The sequence below is a fragment of the Limnoglobus roseus genome, from assembly GCF_008254045.1.
Lineage (GTDB): Bacteria > Planctomycetota > Planctomycetia > Gemmatales > Gemmataceae > Limnoglobus > Limnoglobus roseus.
In genome coordinates this window covers 814858-836594 of record NZ_CP042425.1, presented here as the reverse complement: position 1 = coordinate 836594, position 21737 = coordinate 814858, and the positions used below count along the sequence as shown (strand labels likewise).

General features: G+C 65.3%; 23 protein-coding genes. 8 read left to right on the top strand and 15 right to left on the bottom strand.

Going from position 1 to position 21737, the window contains the following annotated elements; all coding sequences use genetic code 11:
- The first annotated feature begins 24 nt into the window (after positions 1 to 24).
- The 4 genes from PX52LOC_RS03300 (at position 25) to PX52LOC_RS03285 (ending at position 3475) form a co-directional block, all read left to right on the top strand.
- Positions 25 to 825, top strand: coding sequence for a DUF4058 family protein (locus tag PX52LOC_RS03300; protein WP_149108746.1), 801 nt, complete (start codon positions 25 to 27; stop codon positions 823 to 825).
- Positions 822 to 1598, top strand: a complete 777-nt coding sequence (locus tag PX52LOC_RS03295) for a TIGR02996 domain-containing protein (protein ID WP_168218783.1) — start codon at positions 822 to 824, stop codon at positions 1596 to 1598. The genes PX52LOC_RS03300 and PX52LOC_RS03295 overlap by 4 nt, the downstream gene beginning before the upstream one ends.
- Positions 1595 to 2404 (top strand): alpha/beta fold hydrolase, encoded by an 810-nt coding sequence (locus tag PX52LOC_RS03290; protein WP_149108744.1) that lies wholly within the window; start codon positions 1595 to 1597, stop codon positions 2402 to 2404. Before PX52LOC_RS03295 ends, PX52LOC_RS03290 begins: the two co-directional genes overlap by 4 nt.
- Before the next feature lie 96 nt (positions 2405 to 2500).
- A complete protein-coding gene (locus tag PX52LOC_RS03285) occupies positions 2501 to 3475 on the top strand; it encodes a DUF4261 domain-containing protein (protein ID WP_149108743.1) in 975 nt (324 codons plus the stop codon).
- A 12-nt stretch (positions 3476 to 3487) separates the two neighbouring features.
- Here PX52LOC_RS03285 and PX52LOC_RS03280 read toward each other — a convergent pair whose 3' ends face one another.
- Entirely contained in the window at positions 3488 to 4372 is an 885-nt protein-coding gene (locus tag PX52LOC_RS03280; RefSeq protein WP_149108742.1) for a UbiA-like polyprenyltransferase, read from the bottom strand.
- Positions 4373 to 4524: 152 nt separating this feature from the next.
- On the opposite strand from PX52LOC_RS03280, the gene PX52LOC_RS03275 reads away from it, so the two are divergent.
- Positions 4525 to 5520 (top strand): WD40/YVTN/BNR-like repeat-containing protein, encoded by a 996-nt coding sequence (locus PX52LOC_RS03275; protein ID WP_168218782.1) that lies wholly within the window; start codon positions 4525 to 4527, stop codon positions 5518 to 5520.
- Positions 5521 to 5562: 42 nt separating this feature from the next.
- On the opposite strand, the gene PX52LOC_RS03270 is transcribed toward PX52LOC_RS03275, so the two are convergent.
- Positions 5563 to 6489 carry a hypothetical protein gene (locus tag PX52LOC_RS03270; protein WP_149108740.1) on the bottom strand — a complete coding sequence of 309 codons (927 nt, stop codon included), beginning with the start codon at positions 6487 to 6489 and terminating at the stop codon, positions 5563 to 5565.
- Positions 6490 to 6592: 103 nt separating this feature from the next.
- On the opposite strand from PX52LOC_RS03270, the gene PX52LOC_RS42270 reads away from it, so the two are divergent.
- From PX52LOC_RS42270 to PX52LOC_RS40185, 3 genes are all read left to right on the top strand, one after another.
- Positions 6593 to 7195 (top strand): hypothetical protein, encoded by a 603-nt coding sequence (locus tag PX52LOC_RS42270; protein ID WP_246173641.1) that lies wholly within the window; start codon positions 6593 to 6595, stop codon positions 7193 to 7195.
- Between the two features lie 95 nt (positions 7196 to 7290).
- Positions 7291 to 8712 carry a putative sulfate exporter family transporter gene (locus PX52LOC_RS03260; protein WP_149108739.1) on the top strand — a complete coding sequence of 474 codons (1422 nt, stop codon included), beginning with the start codon at positions 7291 to 7293 and terminating at the stop codon, positions 8710 to 8712.
- A 1-nt stretch (position 8713) separates the two neighbouring features.
- Positions 8714 to 8887: a hypothetical protein gene (locus tag PX52LOC_RS40185; RefSeq protein ID WP_168218781.1), complete on the top strand. Its 174-nt coding sequence runs from the start codon at positions 8714 to 8716 to the stop codon at positions 8885 to 8887.
- Positions 8888 to 8986: 99 nt separating this feature from the next.
- On the opposite strand, the gene PX52LOC_RS03255 is transcribed toward PX52LOC_RS40185, so the two are convergent.
- From PX52LOC_RS03255 to PX52LOC_RS03195, 13 genes are all read right to left on the bottom strand, one after another.
- On the bottom strand, positions 8987 to 9907 hold the full coding sequence (locus PX52LOC_RS03255) for a flagellin N-terminal helical domain-containing protein (protein ID WP_149108738.1): 921 nt from the start codon (positions 9905 to 9907) through the stop codon (positions 8987 to 8989).
- A 26-nt stretch (positions 9908 to 9933) separates the two neighbouring features.
- Entirely contained in the window at positions 9934 to 11889 is a 1956-nt protein-coding gene (flgK, locus tag PX52LOC_RS03250; RefSeq protein WP_149108737.1) for a flagellar hook-associated protein FlgK, read from the bottom strand.
- A gap of 68 nt (positions 11890 to 11957) precedes the next feature.
- A complete protein-coding gene (locus PX52LOC_RS03245; RefSeq protein WP_149108736.1) occupies positions 11958 to 12458 on the bottom strand; it encodes a flagellar protein FlgN in 501 nt (166 codons plus the stop codon).
- Entirely contained in the window at positions 12367 to 12615 is a 249-nt protein-coding gene (locus tag PX52LOC_RS43670) for a rod-binding protein (RefSeq protein ID WP_390637610.1), read from the bottom strand. Before PX52LOC_RS43670 ends, PX52LOC_RS03245 begins: the two co-directional genes overlap by 92 nt.
- A gap of 218 nt (positions 12616 to 12833) precedes the next feature.
- The gene (locus PX52LOC_RS03235; protein ID WP_149108734.1) at positions 12834 to 13937 is read right to left on the bottom strand and encodes a flagellar basal body P-ring protein FlgI; all 1104 of its coding nucleotides are present in this window, start codon (positions 13935 to 13937) and stop codon (positions 12834 to 12836) included.
- Positions 13938 to 14053: 116 nt separating this feature from the next.
- Entirely contained in the window at positions 14054 to 14671 is a 618-nt protein-coding gene (locus tag PX52LOC_RS03230) for a flagellar basal body L-ring protein FlgH (RefSeq protein ID WP_149108733.1), read from the bottom strand.
- Positions 14668 to 15456: a flagellar basal body P-ring formation chaperone FlgA gene (gene flgA, locus PX52LOC_RS03225; protein WP_149108732.1), complete on the bottom strand. Its 789-nt coding sequence runs from the start codon at positions 15454 to 15456 to the stop codon at positions 14668 to 14670. Before flgA ends, PX52LOC_RS03230 begins: the two co-directional genes overlap by 4 nt.
- Positions 15453 to 16244 carry a flagellar basal-body rod protein FlgG gene (flgG, locus tag PX52LOC_RS03220; RefSeq protein ID WP_149108731.1) on the bottom strand — a complete coding sequence of 264 codons (792 nt, stop codon included), beginning with the start codon at positions 16242 to 16244 and terminating at the stop codon, positions 15453 to 15455. The genes flgA and flgG overlap by 4 nt, the downstream gene beginning before the upstream one ends.
- Before the next feature lie 29 nt (positions 16245 to 16273).
- Positions 16274 to 17005, bottom strand: a complete 732-nt coding sequence (locus PX52LOC_RS03215) for a flagellar hook-basal body protein (protein ID WP_149108730.1) — start codon at positions 17003 to 17005, stop codon at positions 16274 to 16276.
- Between the two features lie 105 nt (positions 17006 to 17110).
- Positions 17111 to 17533, bottom strand: a complete 423-nt coding sequence (locus tag PX52LOC_RS03210) for a flagellar export chaperone FliS (RefSeq protein WP_149108729.1) — start codon at positions 17531 to 17533, stop codon at positions 17111 to 17113.
- Between the two features lie 69 nt (positions 17534 to 17602).
- Positions 17603 to 19612, bottom strand: coding sequence for a flagellar filament capping protein FliD (gene fliD, locus PX52LOC_RS03205; protein ID WP_149108728.1), 2010 nt, complete (start codon positions 19610 to 19612; stop codon positions 17603 to 17605).
- A 165-nt stretch (positions 19613 to 19777) separates the two neighbouring features.
- The gene (locus PX52LOC_RS03200; RefSeq protein WP_149108727.1) at positions 19778 to 21181 is read right to left on the bottom strand and encodes a flagellin N-terminal helical domain-containing protein; all 1404 of its coding nucleotides are present in this window, start codon (positions 21179 to 21181) and stop codon (positions 19778 to 19780) included.
- A gap of 220 nt (positions 21182 to 21401) precedes the next feature.
- Positions 21402 to 21698 (bottom strand): hypothetical protein, encoded by a 297-nt coding sequence (locus tag PX52LOC_RS03195; protein WP_149108726.1) that lies wholly within the window; start codon positions 21696 to 21698, stop codon positions 21402 to 21404.
- Positions 21699 to 21737: the final 39 nt, after the last annotated feature.

Genomic DNA, 21737 nt, shown 5'->3' with positions numbered 1-21737 from the left:
AGATGGTGGCAGGAGGTTCTCGCGATGCCATCCCCCTTCCCCGGCATGGACCCGTGGTTGGAAGACGAAGAAGTCTTTCCCGACCTACACGGGCGTTTGCTGTTGTACATGAGCGAAGTGCTCAACGCAGGAATGCCCCCCGGGTACGTTTCCACGACCAAGAACCGCGTCTGGGTAGACGACGTTCAGCGGCGCGAGCCGGACGTCAGTGTCTTCGGGCGGGATCGGCACAGCCGGAACGACACGACAACCGAGCCGGCCGTCGCAACCTTGTCCGGCTTGCACGCGCTCGGCGAGGACCGCGAACCGGAGCCGTGGGAAGAGCCGTACCTCGAAATCGTCACAGCGAAAGGGCGGCGGCTCGTCACGGCTATCGAAATTTTGAGCCTGTCGAACAAGGCGAGCGGTGGCAAGGGCCGGAAGGCCTACCTCGACAAGCACGAGGAGTTTCGCCTCGGTGGCGTGAACGTCGTCGAAATAGATCTACTCCGTGGCGGATTGTACACCACTGCCGTACCGCGGCCACGGTTGGAACGGATCGACCCGACCTTTAGCTATCACGTCAGCGTCTTGATGGTCGGAAAGCGGAATCGATTCTTTGGGGCGGCAATCAAAATGACAGACCGCCTCCCCGCCATCGGAATTCCCCTCGATCCGGGCGTCGAGCCTGTCACGGTTGACCTTCAACCCCTGTTGGACCGAGCGTACGACACCGGCCTCTATTCCGAACTCGTGGACTACCGAAGCCCGTGCCAGCCGCCGCTGACGCCGGAACAACAGGCGTGGGCCGACAGCCTCTTGAAAGCGCAGGGGTTGCGGCCGTGACGGACGACGAGGCGTTCGTGCGGGGCCTCGTTGATTCGCCGGGAGACGACCTGCCGCGGTTGATTTACGCCGACTGGCTACAAGACCACAACGACCCACGGGCCGACTACCTGCGGGCCGAGTTGACCTGGGCCGAGCCGTGGAAGGAGGGACAACCGCCCTCCATCTGCGCACGGTTGCAGGCGATGGCGGCCCGCCTGGACCCGCTCTGGGTGGCCCGCGTGAGCCGGACACCGATAGGCGTGTGCTGCGATCACATTCCATTCGAGGATCGTGGGAATGCTCTCGATGCAGCAGACATTGATCGATTTGAACGCCGGCACGACATCATGTTGCCGACGGCGTACCGAGCGTTACTTCTGAACGTGAACGGCGGCATTCCAGATGCCTGCCGGTTTGGGTTTGGAGGCCATGGATACGATGGGGAAGCGCCTTTGGATCTTCGCTGGTTTCGATCACTGGACCCAAGTCATCAAACAGACTGCTTACGGGCACCGGTCGAAGTGTTGGCTCATAAAACCAAGCACCAAACGATCCGGAAGTACCTCGTCATTGCAGACGCCGAGACGGATCGGGACGACAACACGGTCTTGCTCGGGCTGAGCGGGCCGGAAGCTGGATTCGTCTTTGATCGCTACCGCACTCGGGGGCGTTCGTTTGACCCTGACGAATTGAATTTCCTCTGCGACTCGTTTATCGACTTCATGAGCATGCTCGCCCCCATCGACCCTTCAGACCTACTTTTTTACTTCGATTCTCCCGATGGCCTATGAACCAAATGATCGAACACCGTGGCTGTCCCCTCGCTTACGACGTTCGCGGCACCGGGCCGCGGGTGCTGTTCATCCAGGGTGTTGGCGTTCACGGCGGCGGGTGGCGGCCGCAAATTGATGGGCTGGCAGATCGGTACACTTGCCTCTCGTTCGACAACCGCGGCATGGGCCGCAGTCAGCCGGCGGGAGCGGACATCTCGGTAGCGCAGATGGCCGACGACGCGCTCGCGGTGATGGATGCGTCCGGGTGGGCGTCGGCCCACGTCGTCGGGCACTCGCTCGGCGGGCAGGTTGCGGTGGCCCTCGCACTGGCGGTCCGTGACCGCGTGCGCAGCCTCAGCCTGCTCTGCACCTTCGCCAACGGCCGGGCGGTCGCCCCGCTCACCGCCCGCATGATCTGGTTCGGCATGCGATCGCAGGTCGGCACGCGGCGGATGCGGCGGCGTGGCTTCCTCAAACTCGTGCTGCCGCCGGGGCCGCAACGGGAGAACGCCGACGCGATGGCCGAACGCATCGGCGAACTCTTCGGGCACGATCTCGCCGATCAACCGCCGGTCGTGAAGCAACAACTGCGGGCCATGCGGGCTTGCGACCTGACGCCGCGGCTGCCGGAGTTGGCGGGGTTGCCCACCCTCGTCGTCAGTGCGGTCCACGACCCCATCGCGCCGCCGCGGGTCGGCCGCGGGCTTTTGGGCATCCCCGGCTCGCGGTACGTCGAGTTCCCCGACGCCTCGCACGGCCTGCCGATCACGCACGCGGAACAGGTGAACGTCCTGCTGCACGAACAGTTCGCGGCCGCCCCGTGATCGGGATTTCACGTCCGCTGCCAAAATCTCATCCCGATTCGACCGCGGAACGGGTATAACTGCCACCACGACCCCAACCCACGTCCGGGAGTTGCCATGCCGACCAAAGGTCAGATCACCGCGTGCGCGTGCGTGCTGTTCGAGCGGCCCGTCGTCTTCTCGCAGTTCGAACGAGCCTTGTCGAAGGACTACGAGATCGTCAAGTCGATCGAGCAGCCGGTCACGGAATGGATGTTCGCCGGGCCGACGCTCATCATCCCGTACCGACCCGACGTCGGCGGCTACGCCATCATCGACCTCGTCGATCAGCCGTGGCCGGACGCGATGGGCGACTCGGTGAAGGACCAAATGCTGTTCGCGGCCTGGGGCCAAGCGCAGTTCGGGCCGTTCACCCAGGCGGACAGTTTGAAGCGCGCGACGGAACAGGCGTGGGCGTGGGAGCCGGGCAAGGCGGCGATCGAGAACCACAGCAGTTTCGCCCGCGTGCGCATCAGCTACTCGCTCGGCGGGGGCGGCGATGGTACGCCGTTGATGCCGACCGATTACGACCCGACGGCGGAACTGCAATTCGTCACGCAGTTGGCCGTGAAGTTGATGAACCTGCCGCAGACGTTCTGCTACTTCAACCCGAACGGCGAAGTCCTCCGCGGTCGGGCCGAGACGAAGGACGCGGTCAAGTATGCCGCAGAGGAAGAACTGCCGCCGGTCGAACTCTGGGCGAACGTCCGGCTGTTCACGCTGATCGAGGGCTGGTTGATGATGGACACGGCCGGCCACTCGCAGTTCAACGCCCCCGGCCGGCCCGACTTCCCGGACTTCGAGGCGGTCTTCCCGAAGGGGTCGCGTGACCCGCACGAGGTCGGCGAGTTCTTCCGCAACCTGTCGCTGTACTTGCTGAGCAACGGCCCGGATACGATCAAGGACGGCGACACGATCGACGGCCCCGGCGGGTCGTGGCAGGTACTCGCCCGCAAGGGTGGGCTGATGATGCCGCCGCGGCCGACGCTGCGGATGCATCCGGTCGGCAACGAGATCCCGGAGCCATTCGGGTCGATGGGCGTCGAGGTGTGAGGACCGCTCCTTTTACTTCACCCAGAGTTGTGCCACACCCACAGCGAGCAGTCCGAGGCTGATGACGGCGTTCACCTGGAAGAACGCCCGATTCACACGCGAGAGGTTCTCTGCCGACACGATGGCGTGCTCGTAAACGAGCAGCACGCCGACGGCCCCGCACGCCGCGAGGAAGATCGGCCCTTGCAAGTCCGATGACACTGCCACCAGGGCGAGCAATAGCACGAACATCACGGCGTGGCACGCCGAGGCGATTCGCAAGCTGCGGTGGACGCCGAAGCGGGCGGGGATGCTGTGCAGTTTCTCGCTCGCGTCGAACGTCGCATCCTGGCAGGCGTAGAGGATGTCAAAGCCCGTCACCCAGAACAGCACGACGCCGCCGAGCAACAACGGCACTTCCATCTCGACCAGCCCCCGCACGGCGATCCACGCCGCCACCGGCGCGAGGCTCAGCGACACGCCGAGCCAGACGTGGGCCAGCGACGTGAACCGCTTCGTCAGCGAGTACCCGGCCAGGAACACTAACACGGGGGCCGACAGGTAGAGCGGCCACGGGTTCGACGGTTCGCGGAAGTAAAAGATCAACGTGGCGGCGACGAACGCGACCGCGTTCGCCAGCGTGAACAGCGTGACGGTCGTGACCGTCAGCAACCCGGCCGGCAAGTGGCGGCCGGCCGTGCGCGGGTTCTTCGCATCAATGCGGCGATCCACGAGGCGGTTGAACGCCATCGCGAAGCTGCGGGCGAACACCATGCACGCCAGGACCCCGATGAGGTCGGCCCAACGGAACGGCTCGTGCTTCCACGCCATCGCCGCGCTCAGCAGCGCGAAAGGCAGCGCGAAGATCGTGTGCGAGAAGCGGACCAGTTCCAGCAGCTTTCGACTCGTGGCCAGCATGAAGAGAGAACCGCGGTTAGGGCAGGGATGTAACGCCGGTGGCGGGAACACTCTGAAGGATAGGAATTCGGACCGAATCCGCGATTCGTAGTTGCACCGCACGCCCGTCGATGGGAAGCTCATTCCCTGCCCACCCTCCCCGAGAACATCTCATGCGACTCCCCCTTTTCGCTGCCGTCTTCGCCCTCGCTTCATCACCGGCCGTTGCCCAGGACTGGCAGCCCGTGACTACCGCATTGCTCCAGAAGGAGAAGCCGGGGTACGGCGGCCTCTGCGGCGTGACCGTCGATCACGCGACCGGCGACGTGTACGTCAACGTCAGCGATCGCGGCGTGTTCCGCTCGACCGATCAAGGCAAAACCTGGGAACGGCTCGGCAAGGAGCCGATGAAGGGCCGCACCGAGACGCCGGGTTGCCTGCAACTCGATCCCGCCGGCAAGACGAAGCGGCTGGTGATGGCCAACGTCTACGGCGGGCCGATCGCGGCCACCACGACCGACAAGGGCGAATGGCGGACCTTCGACAAGGCGTCGGTTCACGTCGACTGGTTCGCCCTGGACTGGACCGACCCGGAGATGAAGTTCGTCCTCACGCTCAAGCACGAATCCGGCGACCTGCTCCTGAAGTCGCGCGACGGCGGGAAGACGTTCACCGAGGTCGGCAAGGGCTACGGCCCCGCGTGGGTCTTCGACGCCGACACGGCCGTGGTCGCGCTCGCCAAGTCGAAGGACAAGCCGAAGGGCGGCGTGGTGCGCACCACCGACGGCGGGACGACGTTCACGCCGGTCGCGGAGTTCACGCCGAAGGCCTTGCCGCGGTGGCACGGTGACACCCTCTACTGGCTGGCCGACGGGGCACTGTTCACGACCACCGACCGCGGCGCGACGTGGGCGAAGCGGTGCGACCTGAAGGACGGCCGCTTCGGCCCGGTGTTCGGCAAAGACGCGAAGCACCTGTTCGTGCTGACCAACGCGGGCGTGGTCGAGAGCACCGACGCCGGCACGACCTGGACGAAGCCGGTGGCCGTGCCGAAAGAACTGAAGGGCGTTTCGCCGCTGACCTGGCTGGACTACGACCCGATTCACGACGTGGTGTACGTGATGAAGATGACGTCCGAGTTGTACCAAATTGCTCGCGGCAAGAAGTAAAGGCGGAAAGCCCAGGCACGGCCGTGCCTGGGCTTTCCGCCTTTACTTCTTCACCAGCGGCAGCACCACGCGGTCCACATCATCCTCGGTCCGTACGTCGGGTACGTTGCCGAACAGTTCCCAGCTTTCCACCAGAGACGCCGACGCGCCGGGTTGCAGCGTCACGAGTTCGCCGCACGTTTCCATCTCCAGCATCTCTTCGTAACTGAAGGTCTGGTAGCGGGTGCCGCGGTCGGGGTACACGGCCCCTTCGCGGTAGTCGAAGTACTTGACGAACAGCGTGCCGCTGTTCACATACCCGACCCAGCCCTCGCGGTGGGCGAGGCCAATCTTCGTCGGCCCCTTGGTCACGTCTTGCCGCAGGAAGATGTACTTCTTGCCGAACGTCCACCGCGTGTCGGCGAAGTCGAAGTACGGCCAGAGGATCAGTTCTTGGTTCGGCCCGAAGTCGGCCGGCGTCTTCGCGTTCTTCGGGTGGCCGGGGTGCGGGGCCTTCGGCGGCAGCGGGATGATCTCCACACCGCCGGGGGCCATCACCGTCGGCCCCCACGGCGCGAGGTCGGTGGGTTCCTTGCCGACGTTGGTGACGGTGAGCGTCACTTCGACTTTTGTGCCGGTCGGGCCGAGTTTCAGTTCCATCGTCTTCTGCACGCCGTACTCGGTTTCTGGCGGCGGCGTCAACTTCGCGGCGAACGGCCCCGTCTGCTCCCACGCCACCGGCCGATTGTCGGGGAAGTACGTCCGCGTCAGGTCCTCCGGGGCGAGCCAGAAGCGGTGGCCGCCGCGGAGCTGCCACTCGGCCTCGCCGGTCTTGCCCATCATGTCGTCGTAGTTCTTCATCACGTTGAACCCGCCGGGCAGCCGGTAGGCGATGACCCGCGGCCCGACGTCGAGCGTGACGACGAGTTCGACGTGCCCGTTGGAGAGCAGCAGGTTGTTCTTCCAGCCGCGGTATTCGACGACTTCCACGATGACGACTCCGGGGAGGGTGGGTGTGGGTGACAGTATATGTTTAGCCCCGAGGCCTCGGAGTGCGCAACGTAGTACGATGGCCGGAGCGGAGGGCGACGCGATGACTGAAGCGGAGTGGTTGGCGTGTGAAGTACCAAGACTCATCTGGGAGGAGTTGCGGGGCAGGTGTTCGAGCCGCAAGATGCGGCTCTGGGCTTGTGGATGCTGCCCGCTCCTCTGCGATCTCACTGCTAACCCGGTTATCGGTCAGGTGATTCGGCAGGCCGAGCGAATGGCCGACGGCGAGTTCACGGAGACGGAAGCAGCGACCATTGAAGACGAAATGCTCGCCCTCCTTTCGGCCATTCCTTATCCACAAGGCGAGATAGCCGCTTGGCTACTTCATCCGGCCGGGTGGAAGGCGGCACGTACAATCGATTGCTTTCTGACCCCGGAACAGGGCCCACCGGCAACCGCGGTGCAGCGAGAGTTGTTCTTCTGCACCTTTCGACCACGAACCGTTGATTCATCGTGGCTCACGCCCACCGTCGTCACCGTCGCCGAAGGCATCTACGCCGATCTCGCCTTCGACCGGCTGCCAATCCTCGCGGATGCGCTCCAAGACGCCGGGTGCGAGGACGCCGACATCCTCGGCCATTGCCGGTCGGACGGGCCGCACGTCCGCGGGTGCTGGGCGCTCGACCTCGTGCTGGGCAAGGAGTGACATCGGCGGTCCCGTCCGGGCCGAAAGACAAACGCGGGCGGCCGCGATAGAACAGGAGACGGACGAACCCCGCCTGCCACCCTCCGGTCCTCTCCATGAAATCCTGGTTCCGTTCGGAAGACGTCCTCGCCGTGCTGCTCGGCTTGCTCGTCGTCGCCCTCAGTCTGTCCACGCTGGCCGGGGTGAACCTCCTCGGCTGGTCCGTGAGCGTGAAAGAGTGGGCCGACGTCTCGAAAGCGATGTCGCCGTCGTCGCCGGCGTTCGCGTCGCTGACCGGGCCGGGGGCACTCGCCGCGACGTTCGCGTTCCTGCTCGTGGTGCTGTCGGCCGGGGCGGCGTTCTTGGGGGTGAAACCGGGGCCGTTCGCGGTGCGGTTCGCCGTGCTGTTCGTTCTCGCGTTCGCCTGCTGGATCGCCGGGCACAATTCGTACATCGCGGCCACGCCGAACAAGCGGCAGCCGGGCATCGACTTCTCGCTCGGCCTGACCGGGGAGGCGGGCTACCTGCTCGCGCTCGTCGGCGGGCTGCTCATCGGCAACCTGTCGCCGCGGGCCGCGAGTTGGTTCAAGGACGCGGCCCGGTCGGAACTGTTCATCAAGACCGGCATCGTCATCTACGGGGCGGTCCTCGGGGCGAAGGCGGCCGAGGAATCGGGGCGAACCTCGGCCATCCTCTTCCGCGGGCTGGCGGCCATCATCGAGGCGTACCTCATCTACTGGGCGCTCGTGTACCTGATCGCCCGCAAGGTCTTCGGCTTCAGCCGCGAGTGGGCGGCCCCACTGGCGAGCGGCATCTCGATCTGCGGCGTCACGGCGGCCATCACCACCGGGGCCGCGATTCGGGCACGGCCGGTCGTGCCGGTGATGGTGTCATCGCTGGTCGTCGTCTTCGCCGTCATCGAAATGCTCGTACTGCCCGGCCTTGCACATTACCTGTTGCCTAACGACCCGATGGTGGCGGCCGGCTGGATGGGGCTGGCCGTGAAGACCGACGGGGCCGCGTTCTCCAGCGGCGAGATCACGGCCGCGTACTTCTACCCGGATGCGGACGACCCGGCCCGCAAGTGGATGGCCCTGACGACGACAACGGTGAAGGTGTTCATCGATGTGTTCATCGGCGTGTGGGCGGTCATCCTGTCGGCGGTCTGGTCGTGGAAGATCGAGCCGCGGGAAGGTGGCGGGTTGCCGTTGCGCGAAATCTGGTCGCGGTTCCCGAAGTTCGTGTTCGGCTACGCCCTGACGTTCGGCGCGTTCTTCGTCATCGGGTGGCTCCAGCCGGCGCTGATCCCCGATCTGAAGAAGGGCACCGATCAGGCCGACGTGTTCCGGCGGGTGTTCTTCGTGTTGACGTTCTTCAGCATCGGCCTCGCCACGAACGTCCGCCGGCTGTGGGCCGAGGGGCTGGGCCGTCTGGCGCTGGTGTACGTGGTGAGCTTGTTCGGGTTCGTCATCTGGATCGGGCTGGCAATCTCGTGGCTGTTCTTCCACGGCGTGCCGGCCGGACCGGGAGGGAAGTAACATGGAAGCGCCGAACGTCCGACCGACGGATGCGGAAACCGCACGGGAACTGGCGAGTGTGGAAGCGGAGCCATTGCTGCCGGCCGAGAAGTGGCTGATCGGCGGCAGCCTCGCGCTCGGGGCGGCACTGCTGGGGCTGTTACTATGGCTGAGCCGGACGTACTTCGCGGCCTAGAAGATGAAGGGGTGAGCGGGTGACTTGGTGAAGGGGTGAAAAAGCGAAGGCCAGGTTTTCTCACCCCTTCACCAAGCCACCCGCTCACCCCTTCATCCGCTACTTGATGAAGTCGAACAAGCTCGGTGGGACGAAGTTGGCGGCGAGGCTGAGCGTGGATTGGTAGGCGGATTCTTGTTCCTTCAGGTGCAGGACCGCGTCGGCGTAGTCGGTCGCGCCGAGGTCGCCGACCCGCGTGTCGGCGGCGAGCTTCAAGTCTTGCAGCCGGTTCTGCACCGCGTCGAGGCCGCTCAGCGTCGACGACTGAACGCTGATCGTGTTGTTCAGGGCGGAACTCGCCGTGTCGATCTTCGCGATACTCTGGTTGATCGCGGTCGCCTTCTGGGCGTCGGTCAGGGTCTTGTCGCGGAAGGTGTCGCGGAGTTGGATCAGCGTGTCGAACGCGCCCGAGAACGTGTTAGAGCCGACGGCCCGCGTTTCCACGGTTTGGTTGCCGCCGATGACCGTTTGAGCGGGGGTGGCCGATCCGTCATATGTGACTGCGGTCGGCCGCCCCTGCCCATTCGTTCCCGTCGCCCGGAACGGTTGCGACTTGGTGTTGTCGCCGCCGAACAGGTAGTCCCCATCGAATTGCGTGTTCGCCGCCTGCGTGAAGCGGTCGATGAGCGAGTCGAGTTCCGTGGCCAACCCTTCGAAGTTCGAAGAGTCGGTCGATGCGTCGGCCCCGGTGATAGCCAGTTGTTTCGCCCGCGTCAAGACCTGGTTGCCGTCGAGCAGGGCGGAAACCGAGGCGTCGAGGCCGCTGGTCGCCGTCGATACGACCTGGAGCGAGTTCGCGAACGCCCCGCTGGCCGCCTTCGATTGCGACAGCGATGCGTACGCGGCCGGGTCGTCCGACGCCACCTTCACGCGGTCGCCGGTGCTGATCTGGTCCTGGTACTTCGCCTGGCTCGCGGCCTGCCGGCGAATCTGCACGAGCGTCGCCGCCGTCTGCGCCTGCCCCGTGACTCGAAGGTTCATCGAAAGTTCCCCTGGCAAATTTGCCCTTATCGCACGATCTGGATGATCGAGTCCATCGCGTCGTTGACCGCCCCGATGTACTTCGCGGCCGTCTGAATCAACCGCTGGTAGTCCAGCAGTTTGACCACTTCTTCGTTCGTGTCCACGCCGGTGACCGACTGTTCCTGGGCGAACAGATTTTGCACAACGCCGGCGTGGGTTGCTTGTTGGCCGTCGAGCGAGTTAATCCGCGAGCCGACGGTCGAGGCAATGTCGGTCGCCTCGGCGGTGAAACTTCGCCCGCCCGCGGCGGTGCCGGCGGTGCGGAGGGCGGTGAGCCGTTGCAGGTTCGACGTGTCGGCCGGTTGGCCGTTCCGTGAAGTCGCGAGGAGGCCGGGGTCGGCCGTCAGCTTTGGGTTGACGGTCAGGGTGCCCGCGGTCGATCCGGAGAAGATCCCGTTGACGCCGAGGCCGGAGAGGACGTTCGCGGTGTCCGGCGTGCCGTTGGCCGGCGTGCCGAAACTGCCGCCGGTCAGCGTGCCCGCACTCAGCTTCACCGACAGCCCGTTGCCGACGGCGAGGGCGGTGCCGGGGGTGTACTTGTCGCCTACGTCCAGCGTGCCGACGACGTTGTTGGCCGCGTTGCGGATTTCGAGTTGCAGCCCCGGCGTGGTGCCGACCGTGCCGCTGCCGACGACGTTGAAGGTGAAGTTCTCGTTCGCCGTGCCGTTGTACGCACCGTCCAGCGTCGGCGTGCTCGTGCCGGCGAGCGTGTTGGTCGGCGGGGTCGTCGGCACGCGGCCGGCGAAGTCGAACTGCACGCCAGCCGCGGCCTGGAACCGCAGCACGTTCGACGGCGTATCGACACTGGCCGTGACTTGCCCGCCGGTGCCGGCCGTGATCGCGGCGGCCACGTCGTTGAGGCTCTGCGTGGTCGGGTCGATGGCGATGTTCGAATTCGTCCGCGTGCCAGAGGCGTTCGTCAGGCTGATCGTCAGTTGGCCGTTCGAAATCGGGAACGGCAGGTTCTGCGTCGCCAGCGGCGCGGTCGGGTCGCTCACCCCCTGTGTACCGACGACGGTGGAGAACGGCCCCGCGGTGCCGAGGCCGGTCGCCTGGGCTTGGTTCAACTGCTGGGCAATCTGCCCGGCGAGGGCATCAAGACGGCCGCGCGTCGCGGGCAGGTCCACGTTGTACTGGTTCGTCAAGCCGCCGAGCGAGCCGCCGGTGAAACTCACGGGCGTCGTCGAAGTACCGGCGTGAATTTCGAACTGGTCGGACCCGTTCTTGATGGCCGTGAACTTCGTCGGGACGGAGCCGACGACGAGCGTGGTCGAGCCGTTGGTCAGCGTGACGACGCCGTGGTCCTGTTGCGTGGTGCGGAAGTCGACCAACTTCGAGAGGTCGTCGACGGCCTGGTCCCGCTGGTCGCGGAGGTCGTTGGTGTTCCCGCCGGCCACGTCGGTGTTGTAAATCCGGCCGTTCAGGTCGGCGATCTTGGTCGTCAAAGTGTTGACCTGGTCGACCTGTTGGAACGCCTGATCGCTGACGTTACTCTTCAACCGGCTGAGGTCGCCGGCCACGGTGTTGAACTGCGTCGCGAGTTGTCCGGCGGATGCGACGAAGTCGCGCCGCAGGGCGGCGTCGGCGGGCTTCGCCGACAGGGCTTCGAGCTTGTTGAACAGGTCTTCCGTCCGGCTGCTCACGTCGTTGGGCGATTGGCCGAGCGTGGTTTCGACCTGCTGTTGCACGTCCCGTTGGGTGGCGGCGGCGGCCTCGTCGCTGTTGCCCCGCAAGATGGCGGCCCGCAGCGGCGGCGAGTCGTACCGCGTGATCGAGACGACGTCAACGCCCGTGCCCACACCGGCCGTCTCGCGGCTGCCGAGGTTCACGCTCTGCCGGCGGTAGCCGGGCGTGGTGGCGTTCGTGATGTTCTGCCCGGCGATGGCCAACCCCTGTTGGCCCGCGATCAGGGCAGAGATACCAATCGTGGAGGCGTTCATGTACGGTTCCGGGTTCCACACTCAACGGGTGCAGGGGTCAAAAGCGAAGGGGCGAGCGGGTTACCGTGTTAGCCCACGGTCTGGAGGCGGCCACCGGTGGGGCCGTAGCGGGTGGAGGCCGGAGCGTCTGCGCTCGACAGCCCGGACAGAACGCCGCTGAAGTATGATCGAAGGGTCTGCACGAGATTTGCGTTCGCACGTTGAAGTTCGACCACGTCGGCGAGTGCGTCCCGCATGCTTTCGCGGGCGTCCCGCAGTTGCCGGGCCAGCGTCGGCGACAGCCGGTCTGCGAGTTCGGACAACGTCACGTTGCCACCGCTCAGACCGAGCGATTGTGAGATGGCGGTTGCGGCGGTCGCCCGTTGCTCGGACGCCCCCCGCAAGTCGGCGGCCAATTTTTCCTGGTGCGGCTGGGCCACCTGAAGGGCGTTGAGGTCGCCTTGCCGCAGGGCGTCGTGAACGCCGAGGAGGCACTCCTTACTGGTTCGCAGCAGGAGTTCTTCCTGGCGAAGGTGGCCGAGGAGCCGCTCGGTCAGTTGTTGGAAGTTGGGGACGGACGTCGGAAGCATGGGTGACGGGCCGTAGTTGTTGTTCGATGACGGTCGCGAGTCCGATCCCGCCCGCGTCGGCAAGGTGCTGGCTCAGGAACAGGTCAAACATCCCGCCCTGAACGTCCCCCGCGTCGCCGGGGAACAGCCCACCTTCCGGCTCCAGAGTTTGCCGCATTTCCTTGAGCAGCAGCGACAGGAACGTCGCCTCGAACTCGCGGGCCGTGCTGGCAATCTTGGGATCGGTTGTTGACGAAACCGTAGCACCCGCCTTCGACCCGCGGGCGGCCGAGGAATACGGAAGAGGAGAAATTGTGTTAGCACTTTGCATGAGTTTCGTTCGCCCGGATGGAATTTCAGGTGCCAAGTGAAGACTGCCGCCCGGCGGCCCGGGAGTTACAGAATCTCCAGGTCGGCGTTCAGCGCGCCGGCTTGTTTGAGCGCCTGGAAGATCGAGATCAAGTCCCGCGGTGTCACGCCCAGAGCGTTCAGCGCCTGGGCCACGTCGGCCACGGTCGTCGCCGCCGGCAGCGCCACGAGTTGGTTCCGCCCCTCGAACGCCCCCACCTGAGTCCGCGGCGTTACCGTGGTGTTGCCGCCGCCCAAAGGGTTCGGCTGTGAGACCTGGAATGAAGTGTTCGCCCGGAGGAACAGGTTCCCCTGCGCGACGGCCGTGGGCGAGATCGTCACGTTCCCGCCGATCACGACCGTTCCCGTGCGCTCGTTGATGACCACGCGGGCGGGCGAGTCCGGCTTCACGTTCAACAGGCCGACTTCGGCCAGGAATTGCAACGGCGTCTTGGTAATGTCCACGCACGGGTCGAGGTCCACCGACCCGGCGTCCATCGCCGTCGCCGACAGTGGGAAGTGAATGTTAATTGCCTTCGCGATCAGTCGGGCCGTGTTGAAGTCTGGGTTCCGCAGCAGCAGCCGCGACCGCCCGCGGCACAGGTACGTCCCCGGCGCTTCCTTCTCGACGACGCCGCCGTTCGGGATGCGGCCGGCGTTCAATTGGTTTTTCTGCAACCCCGCCCCGGCCCCGGACACCGAGAAGCCGCCGATGGACAGCGGCCCCTGGGCAGTCGAGTAGACCTCGCCGTCGGACCCCCGGAGGGGGGTGAAGATGAGCGTGCCGCCTTGCAGACTACGGGAGTCGTCCATGACCGACACGGTCACGTCGAGCCGACTGCCGACCCGGGCGAACGGGCCGATGTCCGCGACGACCATCACGGACGCGATGCTGGTGGACCGCAGCACCGCGTCGGCCGGCGTCTGGCTGAAGATCTGTCCCGCCACGCCGAGCCGTTGCAGCATGTCGATGGCGACCTGCTGCGTGAACGTGCTCCGGCTGCCCGTCCCATCGAGGCCAACGACGAGGCCGAACCCGACGAGTTGGTTGCTCCGCGCCCCGGCGATCTCGGTGATGTCCTTGATCCGCACCTGCGCAGATGCCGCGGACGTGGTGAGGGCCACCGCGAGAAGGGCAACGATCTTCTTCATGTCAGCCACCCTCGAAAGAGATTTTGCCGCCGATGGACGCGGATCAACGCAGATCAAAGAGAAGAGACTGTTTTGGTTTTAATCGGCGTCCATCGGCGGCCCGACATTCTTCACGATCACCACGGCCAGGCGCGGTTCATGAACCGGCCGAAGTAGTTCTGGTTCAGCGTCCGCGTGGCTGGACCGCGGCCGAGGTAGCTGACCTTCAAGTTCGCGATGCTCGAGGATTGCACCAAGTTGCCGAGCCCCACGTCCGCCTGGCGGATCACGCCGGTCACGCGCAGGACGCGCTCCTCGGTGGCGACGACCCGGCGGCTGTACGCCTCAATGACGAGGTTGCCGTTCGGCATGATGTCCACCACCGTCGCCGAGATGCGGTCCTGGAAGACGCGGTTGCTCGACAACTGGGACGAGCCGCTGAACCGCTTGCGGAAGGCGTCCGTCAGGCTGAACGTCAACGACCCGGTCCGACCGCCGGTGCCGTTCGAGGTCGTGCCGGAGAAGGCCGCGTTGCCGGACGAGTCGTTGGACTTGTCCAGTGCCCGCTGCTCCCGCTCGTTGGTGTTCGTGGTCTCGTTAATGACGATGGTGACAATGTCGCCGACGCGACGAGCACGGTTGTCCTGGAACAAGAACGAATACCGCGGGTCGCGCCGCTGCCAGATGTCGTCGGCCGTCGCCGTGGCGGCGGCCGAGCCGAGGGTCAGCGGGAGGAGTAACAGCCATCGCGTCACGGGGCACCTCCGAGTTCCACGTCCACCACCCCGGCGGCCGTGACCTTCCCGGTCACGACCTTCTTCGAGGAGGGGTTGAGTACTTTGACCGCCTCGCCGGCACGGCCGTCTTGCATCGCCTCGCCGGCGGCCTCGACGTTCATCGCGCCGAGGCGGACGACCAACGTCACCTTCTGGTTCCGCGTCACGAGGATCGGGTGTGCGTCCGATTTCGCGGTCAGGTACACCGGGAAGGAGAACGGCTTCGCGCTGTTGATCGTGAGGGTCACTTCCATTTCCACCCGCCCGAGCTTCACGGGCAGGAACCGCGGCTTCGCCGTGATCTCGACCGCGTCGCCGGTGAGAGCCTCCGGCATTTTCACGAGAATGGGCTGGGCCAACTCCACTGTCACCCCGTCGGACTTCGGGAAGTAGAGAGCGAGTGCCTTCGTCGCGGCCGCGATCGCGTCGTCCGTTGGCACGGTCTTCTTTTCCACGGTCACGGCCACGGTTTCGGCCCCGCCGACGATCGCGTCGCTTTCGGTGAACCCGGCGAGCTTCAGGCGGAACTCGACCTGCCGTTTCGTGACGCTCGTGGGGGCGTCCTTCTTGGCCCGCTCGGCCACGTCCACGGCCGCGAGTTTGGCCCGCAGCTTGTCGTCGCCGCCGTGTAACTTCGCGATCTGGCCGAGGGTAACGACCGCTGACCCCGACGACGCATTCGCCGGTAGCACGACCACCACCGGGTCGGCCGACGACAGCGAGCCACCGAGGGCGAACAAGGCCAGCAGCAGGAGGGTTCTCATCGGATCAACTCCGAGGTGGCCGAGAGCATGTTGTCGGCCGTCCGCACGGCCCGCGTGTTGAACTCGTAGGCCCGCTGTGCGAGGATCAGGCCGACGAGTTCCGTCACCACGTCCACGTTCGACCGCTCCAGGAAGCCCTGGCGGATCAGGCCGGTACCGTTCAACCCTGGCGTCGCGGTGATCGGCGTGCCCGAGGACACCGTTTCCGCGAAGAGGTTTCGCCCCTCGGCACTGAGGCCGGCCGGGTTCTGGAACCGCACGAGGGTAATTTGCCCGAGGTTGACCGAGGCGTTCGTCGCCCCGGGGTTCGTGATCGTCACGGTGCCGTCGGCCCCGATGGACGTCGTCACCGCCCCCTGAGGAATCGTGATCTGCGGCGTGATGAGGAACCCGTCGCTGGTAACGAGGTTGCCGACGGCGTTGAGCCGCAGTGCCCCGTCGCGGGTGTACCGGATTTCGCCGCTCGGCAGCGTGACCTGGATGAACCCGTCGCCTTCGATGGCAACGTCGTTCGGGTTCTGGGTGTTGACGAGACCGCCCTGCGTGAAGATCTTCGTGATGCCGGCGACCTTCACCCCGCTGCCGATCTGCAAGCCGGTCGGCACCTGGAACCCCTGCGACACGTCCGAGCCGGGCACCTTCTCGGTGACGTAGATCAAGTCCTGGAAGTCGGCCTGCCCCTTCTTGAAGCCGTTCGTGTTGACGTTGGCGAGGTTGTTCGACGTGTTGTCGATCACCGTAGACTGGGCGTTCATGCCCGTCGCCGCGGTGAAGAGCGCGCGAATCATCTTGGACCTCCGTGTCAAGGCGGCGGGGCTTAGCTGGGCTTCGTGTTCAACTGCACCGACTCGGCGATGGACCGCAGCACCCGCTGCGTCGCATCGTAGAAGCGCGAGGCGAGGATCATCCCGGTCATCGCCTCGGCCGGGTTCACGTTCGACCCTTCGCGGAAGCCTTGCATCACGCGCGAGGGCACCGCTTGCACGCCGGCGTTCTCGGACGCGGAAAAGAGAGTGTCGCCGACCGGCGTCAGTTCCTTCGTGTTGCCGACTCGCACGACGCGGAGCTGCCCGACCGGCGCGCCGTCGGCCGTGATCGAACCGTCGAGCGCGATGTTGAAGTTGGACGTGCCCTGCGGCACCTTGATCGGCGCGCCGCCCTCGCCTTGGAGGAGGTAGCCGCTGGTGCTAACGAGCTGGCCTTGCGGGTTCTGGTGGAATGAGCCGTCCCGCGTGTACATCGGCTGGTTGGTGGTCGGATTCGTGACCACGAAGAAGCGGTCCGGCTCGCCGAGGGCGAGGTCGAGCGCGTTGCCGGTCTGTTGGAGAGGGCCGACGCGGAAGTCGGAGAAGCCCTGGACGAGCCGCGTGCCGACGATGTCGCCGGTCGGGTCCTGCGTGCGGCCGAGGACGCGGTCGAAAGTTTCGTAGGCGACGCCGCGCTGCCGGTAGCCGGGCGTGTTGACGTGGGCGAGATTGTGGGCGGTGATGTCCTGCGCCTGGGACGCGGCGTCGAGGGCGGAGGCCGCGCTGTAGAGTCCGCGAAACATGAGCCGATCACCCCGAGTGTGAGACAGTCGGGGTTATCGACGCCGCGGAGGCGGCAGATTCAATCTTTCCGGCAAAAGCGGAAGTGCTTGCGCCACTTCCCACGCTTACGCCGTTTCCAACACCATCTGAAGGCGGTTCGCCCCCACCAACTCGCCGCTGCGTTCCAGGCGGATGGCCTCGACTTTGATCGCCTCGAACCCTTCCCGCAGGATGGTGAGAATCTTGACGGCGTTCTCCACGTTCTTCAACCGCGGCGTCTTGATCTCGTGGACGACGAACTCGTACAGCCGGAGCATGTTCGTGCCGTTCGCTTCGTCGATGTCCAGGCGGACGCCGGCGGCCAAAGCGGAGACGAGCAGTTGTGCTTTCACGAGGTAAGGCGTGGCCACCGGCACGTCGCCGTTGGTCAGCGCCTTGGCGGCCTTGTCCAACCGCGTCAGCGCCCCGTCGAACGTGGCGAGCAGAACCTCGATGCGGGTCATGCCGGTGAGCGGTTCGGACTGGTTGTACTTTTGGTAGACGTTCATAATGCGAAGAGTCTTCTCGGGGGGTGGTTCGATTCAAACGGCCGCAGTCACGCGGAATCCCGTCCGCCGTTACGACGACTTCACTAGCAGCGCCGACAGGCTCGTGCCGAGGTTCTTGAGCTTCCCGACCGCGTCTTCCATCGCGGCGAACTGGGTGATGAGGGCGGTCTTCTTGGCGTCGAGGATATCGTTCTGCCGGTTAATGGTCTTGGTCACGTCGTCAATCTGGCTCTTATAACCGTTATCGATGGACTTGAACCGACCGTTGACCGGATCGAGGTATTTATTCAGGACGTTGTTCAGGTTGGTGGCGACGCCCGACGTCACCTTCAGGTCGGCCGTCGTAGCGGCGGCGGACGTCACGAGAACTTGAAGCCCGTCGGTGCTCGTATTGCCCGAGTCCCCGGACAGAACTTGACCGATCCCGCTGGCGGTCTCCGTCTTGCCGTTCGCGACGAAGTTCCCGGCGACGTTGGTCCCGACCCCGCGCTCGCTGCCCAAGAAGCCCAGCGGATTGCCGGTGCCGACGGCCGTGCCGGACCCGATCTGCACAGTGGCCGCCGTACCGTACTGGGCCGTCGTGAACCGCAACTTGCCGTCCGCAACGTCAACCGTGACCGGCGTCGATTGCAGGTTCGTGTCCGAGTTGATCGCCTTCTGCACGGCCGCCGCCAGCGTCGAGGGCGTGTACGTCCCGGCCGCCAAGGTCAGCGTCGCGGAACTCTTGCCGTTCACCGAGAGACTGAACGTGTTGTTGGAACCGTCGATCGCGATGCTGCTGGCCAACGCCTCGCCGCCGCTCACGCTGCCCCGCGTGGCCGGCGACGTGACGTTCACCTGATACGGCAGGCCGGTGGTCGCTTTGGTCTTGCTTGACCCCAGGATGAAGCTCACGCCGGTGTTCGACGAGTCGCCGGTGAACGCGAACAGCCGCTTCACGTCGTTGATGCCGACGCCGGCTTGTTGGCCGGACAGGACGTTGTCCAGTTTCGTGCTGTCGATGCTGAGCTTGCCCTTTTCGTCGAGAGAGACGCCGATCGCGGAGAGTCGGTTCGCCGTGGTATTCACCCCAGACACGGCCGAGGTCAGGGCCGTCCCGAGTTCAGTCTGAAGGGTCTGGATGTCCGAGTTGCCGAGCAGAACGCCGGCCTGTTTGGTCGTGTCGTCGTAGCCCGTGCGGGCGCTGATGAAGTCAACGACCTTGTTGTACGAGTCCACGAAATCCTGCACCGCACTCTTGGCGGCGGCCGTGTCGTTGGCGATCGTCACCGTGACCGGCTTGGTCGTGTCGGCCTTCACCAGATTCAACGTCACGCCGGGAAGCACGTTGTTCACGCGGTTCGTGTCGCTGCGGATCGTGATGGCCCCGGTGCCGCTCCCGAGCTGCACCGTGGCGTCGGTGGCCGCGGTGATCGTGGAACTCAGCGGGTTGATGTCCGCCCCGTCCCCGGTGGTCAGGTTGTTCGTTACGGCGATCGTGTTGGCCGCCCCGGTCTTGGTGGACGTCAGGAGCAGGCGGTACGGCGTCGCAGACCCGTCGTTGATGATCGACGCTTTCACGTCGCCGCCGGAGTTATTGATCGCGTCCGAAAGGCCCTGAAGGGTATTGTTCGAAGACCCGAGGGTCACGCTCGTGGTTGCGCCGGTGCCGACGCGAAAGGAGAAGGTTCCTTGCTTGAGTTGCGCACCGGGATCGGTAAACCCGTCGGACACGACGGACTGTGCTTGCGCCAGCCCGGTGACCGTCAGGCTGTAGGTGCCGGGGGCCGCGGAGGAACCGGCGGACGCGGTGAGGAGCGTCTCGTCCGAACTCGTCGCCTTCCGGCCGTCGAACGCGCCCGACACCGAGCGGTTGAGTTTGGCCAGGGCCGTTTGCACGTCGGACAACTGGCCGCTGAGTGCGGTGAACGTGTTCTGGCGGAGGGTAATCTTGTCCTGGTTGGCCGTGAGGGTGTCGATCCGCGACTGGTTGAGCTTCGTCAGGCCCTCAATAATCGTGCTGGAGTCGATCCCCGTGGACAGGCCGCCGAAGTTCAGGCCACTGGTGTTCTGGACGCCGCTGCTGCTAATGGTGGCCATGTCGCCTCACAAGAGAAATCACGTGATGAACGAACGCCGCCTCACATCGTTAGCGCGTTCCGAGGAAGGGTAGTACACGCACGGGCGAGAAGGGCAGTGAGGTGCGCGAGAAAATCGCCGACCCCGGGGCGGGATCGGCGTGGTTTGCGTTTACAACTCGATCGCTTAGCCGCGGAGCAGGTTGGCGATCAGCGACGTTTGCTGGTTGGCGTTGCCGAGGACGGTGCTGCCGGCCTGGACTTGCGTTTGCAGCTTCGTGTAGTTCGCGATTTCCGACGCGAAGTCGGTGTCGCGGACGACCGACTCGGCGGCCGTCGTGTTTTCGAGCGTCGTCTGGAGGTTGTTCGCGGTGCTTTGCAGGGTGTTCGACTGGAACGCCCCGAGGCGGCTCCGGAGTTCGCTCACGTCGGAGATCGCCTTGTCGATGACCTTCAGGGCTTCGGCCCCGTTCGAGGTGTCGATCTGGCTGAGGCTGCCGAACGTGCCGCTCGCCCCGACGCCGAGGTTCGTGGAGCTGACCTTGTCGAACGAAACCTTGACCGATTCGCCCGAGTTCGCCCCGACCTGGAAGGAGAGCGAGTTGTTGGCGACGGTCACGCTCCCGAGGCCGGTCGTGTCCGTGGCAATCGCCCCGGCCGCGGTGGCCCCGATCGCAACGCTCAGGCCCTTCTCGACGCCCGCGTTGGCGGTCAGGACGTTGCCCTTACCGGTGTAGGCGTTGCCGTTGATCGTGCCGGCGATGTCCACACCCGTGCCGGTCGCGACGGTGGTGCCGATACCGCTGCTGTTGGCCGCGGCGGCTGTGTCGGAGACGACCGTAACGCTGCTGTCAGCCCCGTAAGAGTTGGTCGCCAGCCGCGTCTTACCGCTGCTGATGTCGGCCGTCACGCCCGTCTGACTGCTGTACTCGTTGATCTTGTCCACCACTTGCTGTTGCGAAGAGCCTTTGGTGAGCTTGATCTGGGTGCCGTTGATGCTGATGTTCTCGTCCGCGGCCAGGTTTGCCGCCTGGGCCGTACCGGCCGTCACAGCCCCCTTCGACCCGGCCGTCGTCACGGTGACGGCGTAGCTGCCGGCGGCCGTGTCGGTCGTGGCCTTCAGAAACGTCGTGGCCGCCGCACTGGACGTACCCGACACGCCGGCCGAGCCGTCGAACAGGTTCTTGCTGCCGAACTTCGTGGTGCCGGTGATGCGGTCCACGGTGCTGAGGATGTTCTTGATTTCGGCTTGGTTCGCGGCCTGGGCGGTCGAGTCGTTCACGCCGCTGTTCGCCGAGTCGACGGCCAGCGAGCGGACCTTCGTGAGCAGGCTGTTGACTTCGTTCAGGGCACCTTCGCCGGTTTGCACGAGGGCGACGGCCTTGTTCGTGTTGTCGATGGCGGTCTTCAGGCCGGCGATTTGAGCCCGTTGTTGTTCGCTGATGACGAGGGCGGCGGGGCCGTCCGCACCCTTGTTGACCTTGAGGCCGGTGGACAGCTTTTGCAGCGAGCTGGACAGGGCGTTGCTGGTCCGGTTCAGGCTGTTTTGGGCGTTGAGCGAAGCGACGTTGTTGTTGATCGAGAGGGCCATGGTGTCTTATTCCTGGTTCAGTGATTGTTGAAGGATGAAGGCCACAGTTAGGCCCTCACAGTTACTGATCGAAAGGCCGCGTCAAAATTTGCCCGGAAATTTTGGGAAGCGTGAAAAAGCTGGGGAAGCTGCCGGAAATGCGGGGGAGTGGCTACCCCATCAAACGCAGTTGGCCCGGCGGTTTCCCGCCGGGCCAACGAATTTCGATTGGGAGGCTGACTCAGGACAGCCGCAAGTCGTCCAGAGCTGCTTGGGCCGTGTCCTGGGCAGCGGCGGGTGTCGAAAGCTCACCGTTATTGAGGCGGGCGGTCGCGCTCTGCACGACGTCGCCGCGAACGTCTGGCAGTTGCTTGACGGCCGCGAGCAGTTGGCTCAGGTCGGTCGTCGGCGCGAACGACGTCTTGGCTTCCGTGGCCGGCTTGGCTTCACCGGCGGACGACGCGACCCGTTGGGTTTGGTCGGTCGCGAGGGTTTCCGAGGCGGTCGGTCGGTAGGTGCCGGCGGATTGTATGTTCATCGCATCACCGTGGATTTCGTGGTCGCGGAGAGTTTTCTT

Excerpts from the sequence above, each read along its gene's own strand:
- PX52LOC_RS03300 (WP_149108746.1), top strand. The coding sequence starts at position 25 with ATGCCATCCCCCTTCCCCGGCATGGACCCGTGGTTGGAAGACGAAGAA.
- PX52LOC_RS03290 (WP_149108744.1), top strand. The coding sequence starts at position 1,595 with ATGAACCAAATGATCGAACACCGTGGCTGTCCCCTCGCTTACGACGTT.
- PX52LOC_RS03285 (WP_149108743.1), top strand. The coding sequence starts at position 2,501 with ATGCCGACCAAAGGTCAGATCACCGCGTGCGCGTGCGTGCTGTTCGAG.
- PX52LOC_RS03280 (WP_149108742.1), bottom strand. The coding sequence starts at position 4,372 with ATGCTGGCCACGAGTCGAAAGCTGCTGGAACTGGTCCGCTTCTCGCAC.
- PX52LOC_RS03275 (WP_168218782.1), top strand. The coding sequence starts at position 4,525 with ATGCGACTCCCCCTTTTCGCTGCCGTCTTCGCCCTCGCTTCATCACCG.
- PX52LOC_RS42270 (WP_246173641.1), top strand. The coding sequence starts at position 6,593 with ATGACTGAAGCGGAGTGGTTGGCGTGTGAAGTACCAAGACTCATCTGG.
- PX52LOC_RS03260 (WP_149108739.1), top strand. The coding sequence starts at position 7,291 with ATGAAATCCTGGTTCCGTTCGGAAGACGTCCTCGCCGTGCTGCTCGGC.
- PX52LOC_RS40185 (WP_168218781.1), top strand. The coding sequence starts at position 8,714 with ATGGAAGCGCCGAACGTCCGACCGACGGATGCGGAAACCGCACGGGAA.
- PX52LOC_RS03255 (WP_149108738.1), bottom strand. The coding sequence starts at position 9,907 with ATGAACCTTCGAGTCACGGGGCAGGCGCAGACGGCGGCGACGCTCGTG.
- flgK (WP_149108737.1), bottom strand. The coding sequence starts at position 11,889 with ATGAACGCCTCCACGATTGGTATCTCTGCCCTGATCGCGGGCCAACAG.
- PX52LOC_RS03245 (WP_149108736.1), bottom strand. The coding sequence starts at position 12,458 with ATGCTTCCGACGTCCGTCCCCAACTTCCAACAACTGACCGAGCGGCTC.
- PX52LOC_RS43670 (WP_390637610.1), bottom strand. The coding sequence starts at position 12,615 with ATGCGGCAAACTCTGGAGCCGGAAGGTGGGCTGTTCCCCGGCGACGCG.
- PX52LOC_RS03235 (WP_149108734.1), bottom strand. The coding sequence starts at position 13,937 with ATGAAGAAGATCGTTGCCCTTCTCGCGGTGGCCCTCACCACGTCCGCG.
- flgA (WP_149108732.1), bottom strand. The coding sequence starts at position 15,456 with ATGAGAACCCTCCTGCTGCTGGCCTTGTTCGCCCTCGGTGGCTCGCTG.
- flgG (WP_149108731.1), bottom strand. The coding sequence starts at position 16,244 with ATGATTCGCGCGCTCTTCACCGCGGCGACGGGCATGAACGCCCAGTCT.
- PX52LOC_RS03215 (WP_149108730.1), bottom strand. The coding sequence starts at position 17,005 with ATGTTTCGCGGACTCTACAGCGCGGCCTCCGCCCTCGACGCCGCGTCC.
- PX52LOC_RS03210 (WP_149108729.1), bottom strand. The coding sequence starts at position 17,533 with ATGAACGTCTACCAAAAGTACAACCAGTCCGAACCGCTCACCGGCATG.
- fliD (WP_149108728.1), bottom strand. The coding sequence starts at position 19,612 with ATGGCCACCATTAGCAGCAGCGGCGTCCAGAACACCAGTGGCCTGAAC.
- PX52LOC_RS03200 (WP_149108727.1), bottom strand. The coding sequence starts at position 21,181 with ATGGCCCTCTCGATCAACAACAACGTCGCTTCGCTCAACGCCCAAAAC.
- PX52LOC_RS03195 (WP_149108726.1), bottom strand. The coding sequence starts at position 21,698 with ATGAACATACAATCCGCCGGCACCTACCGACCGACCGCCTCGGAAACC.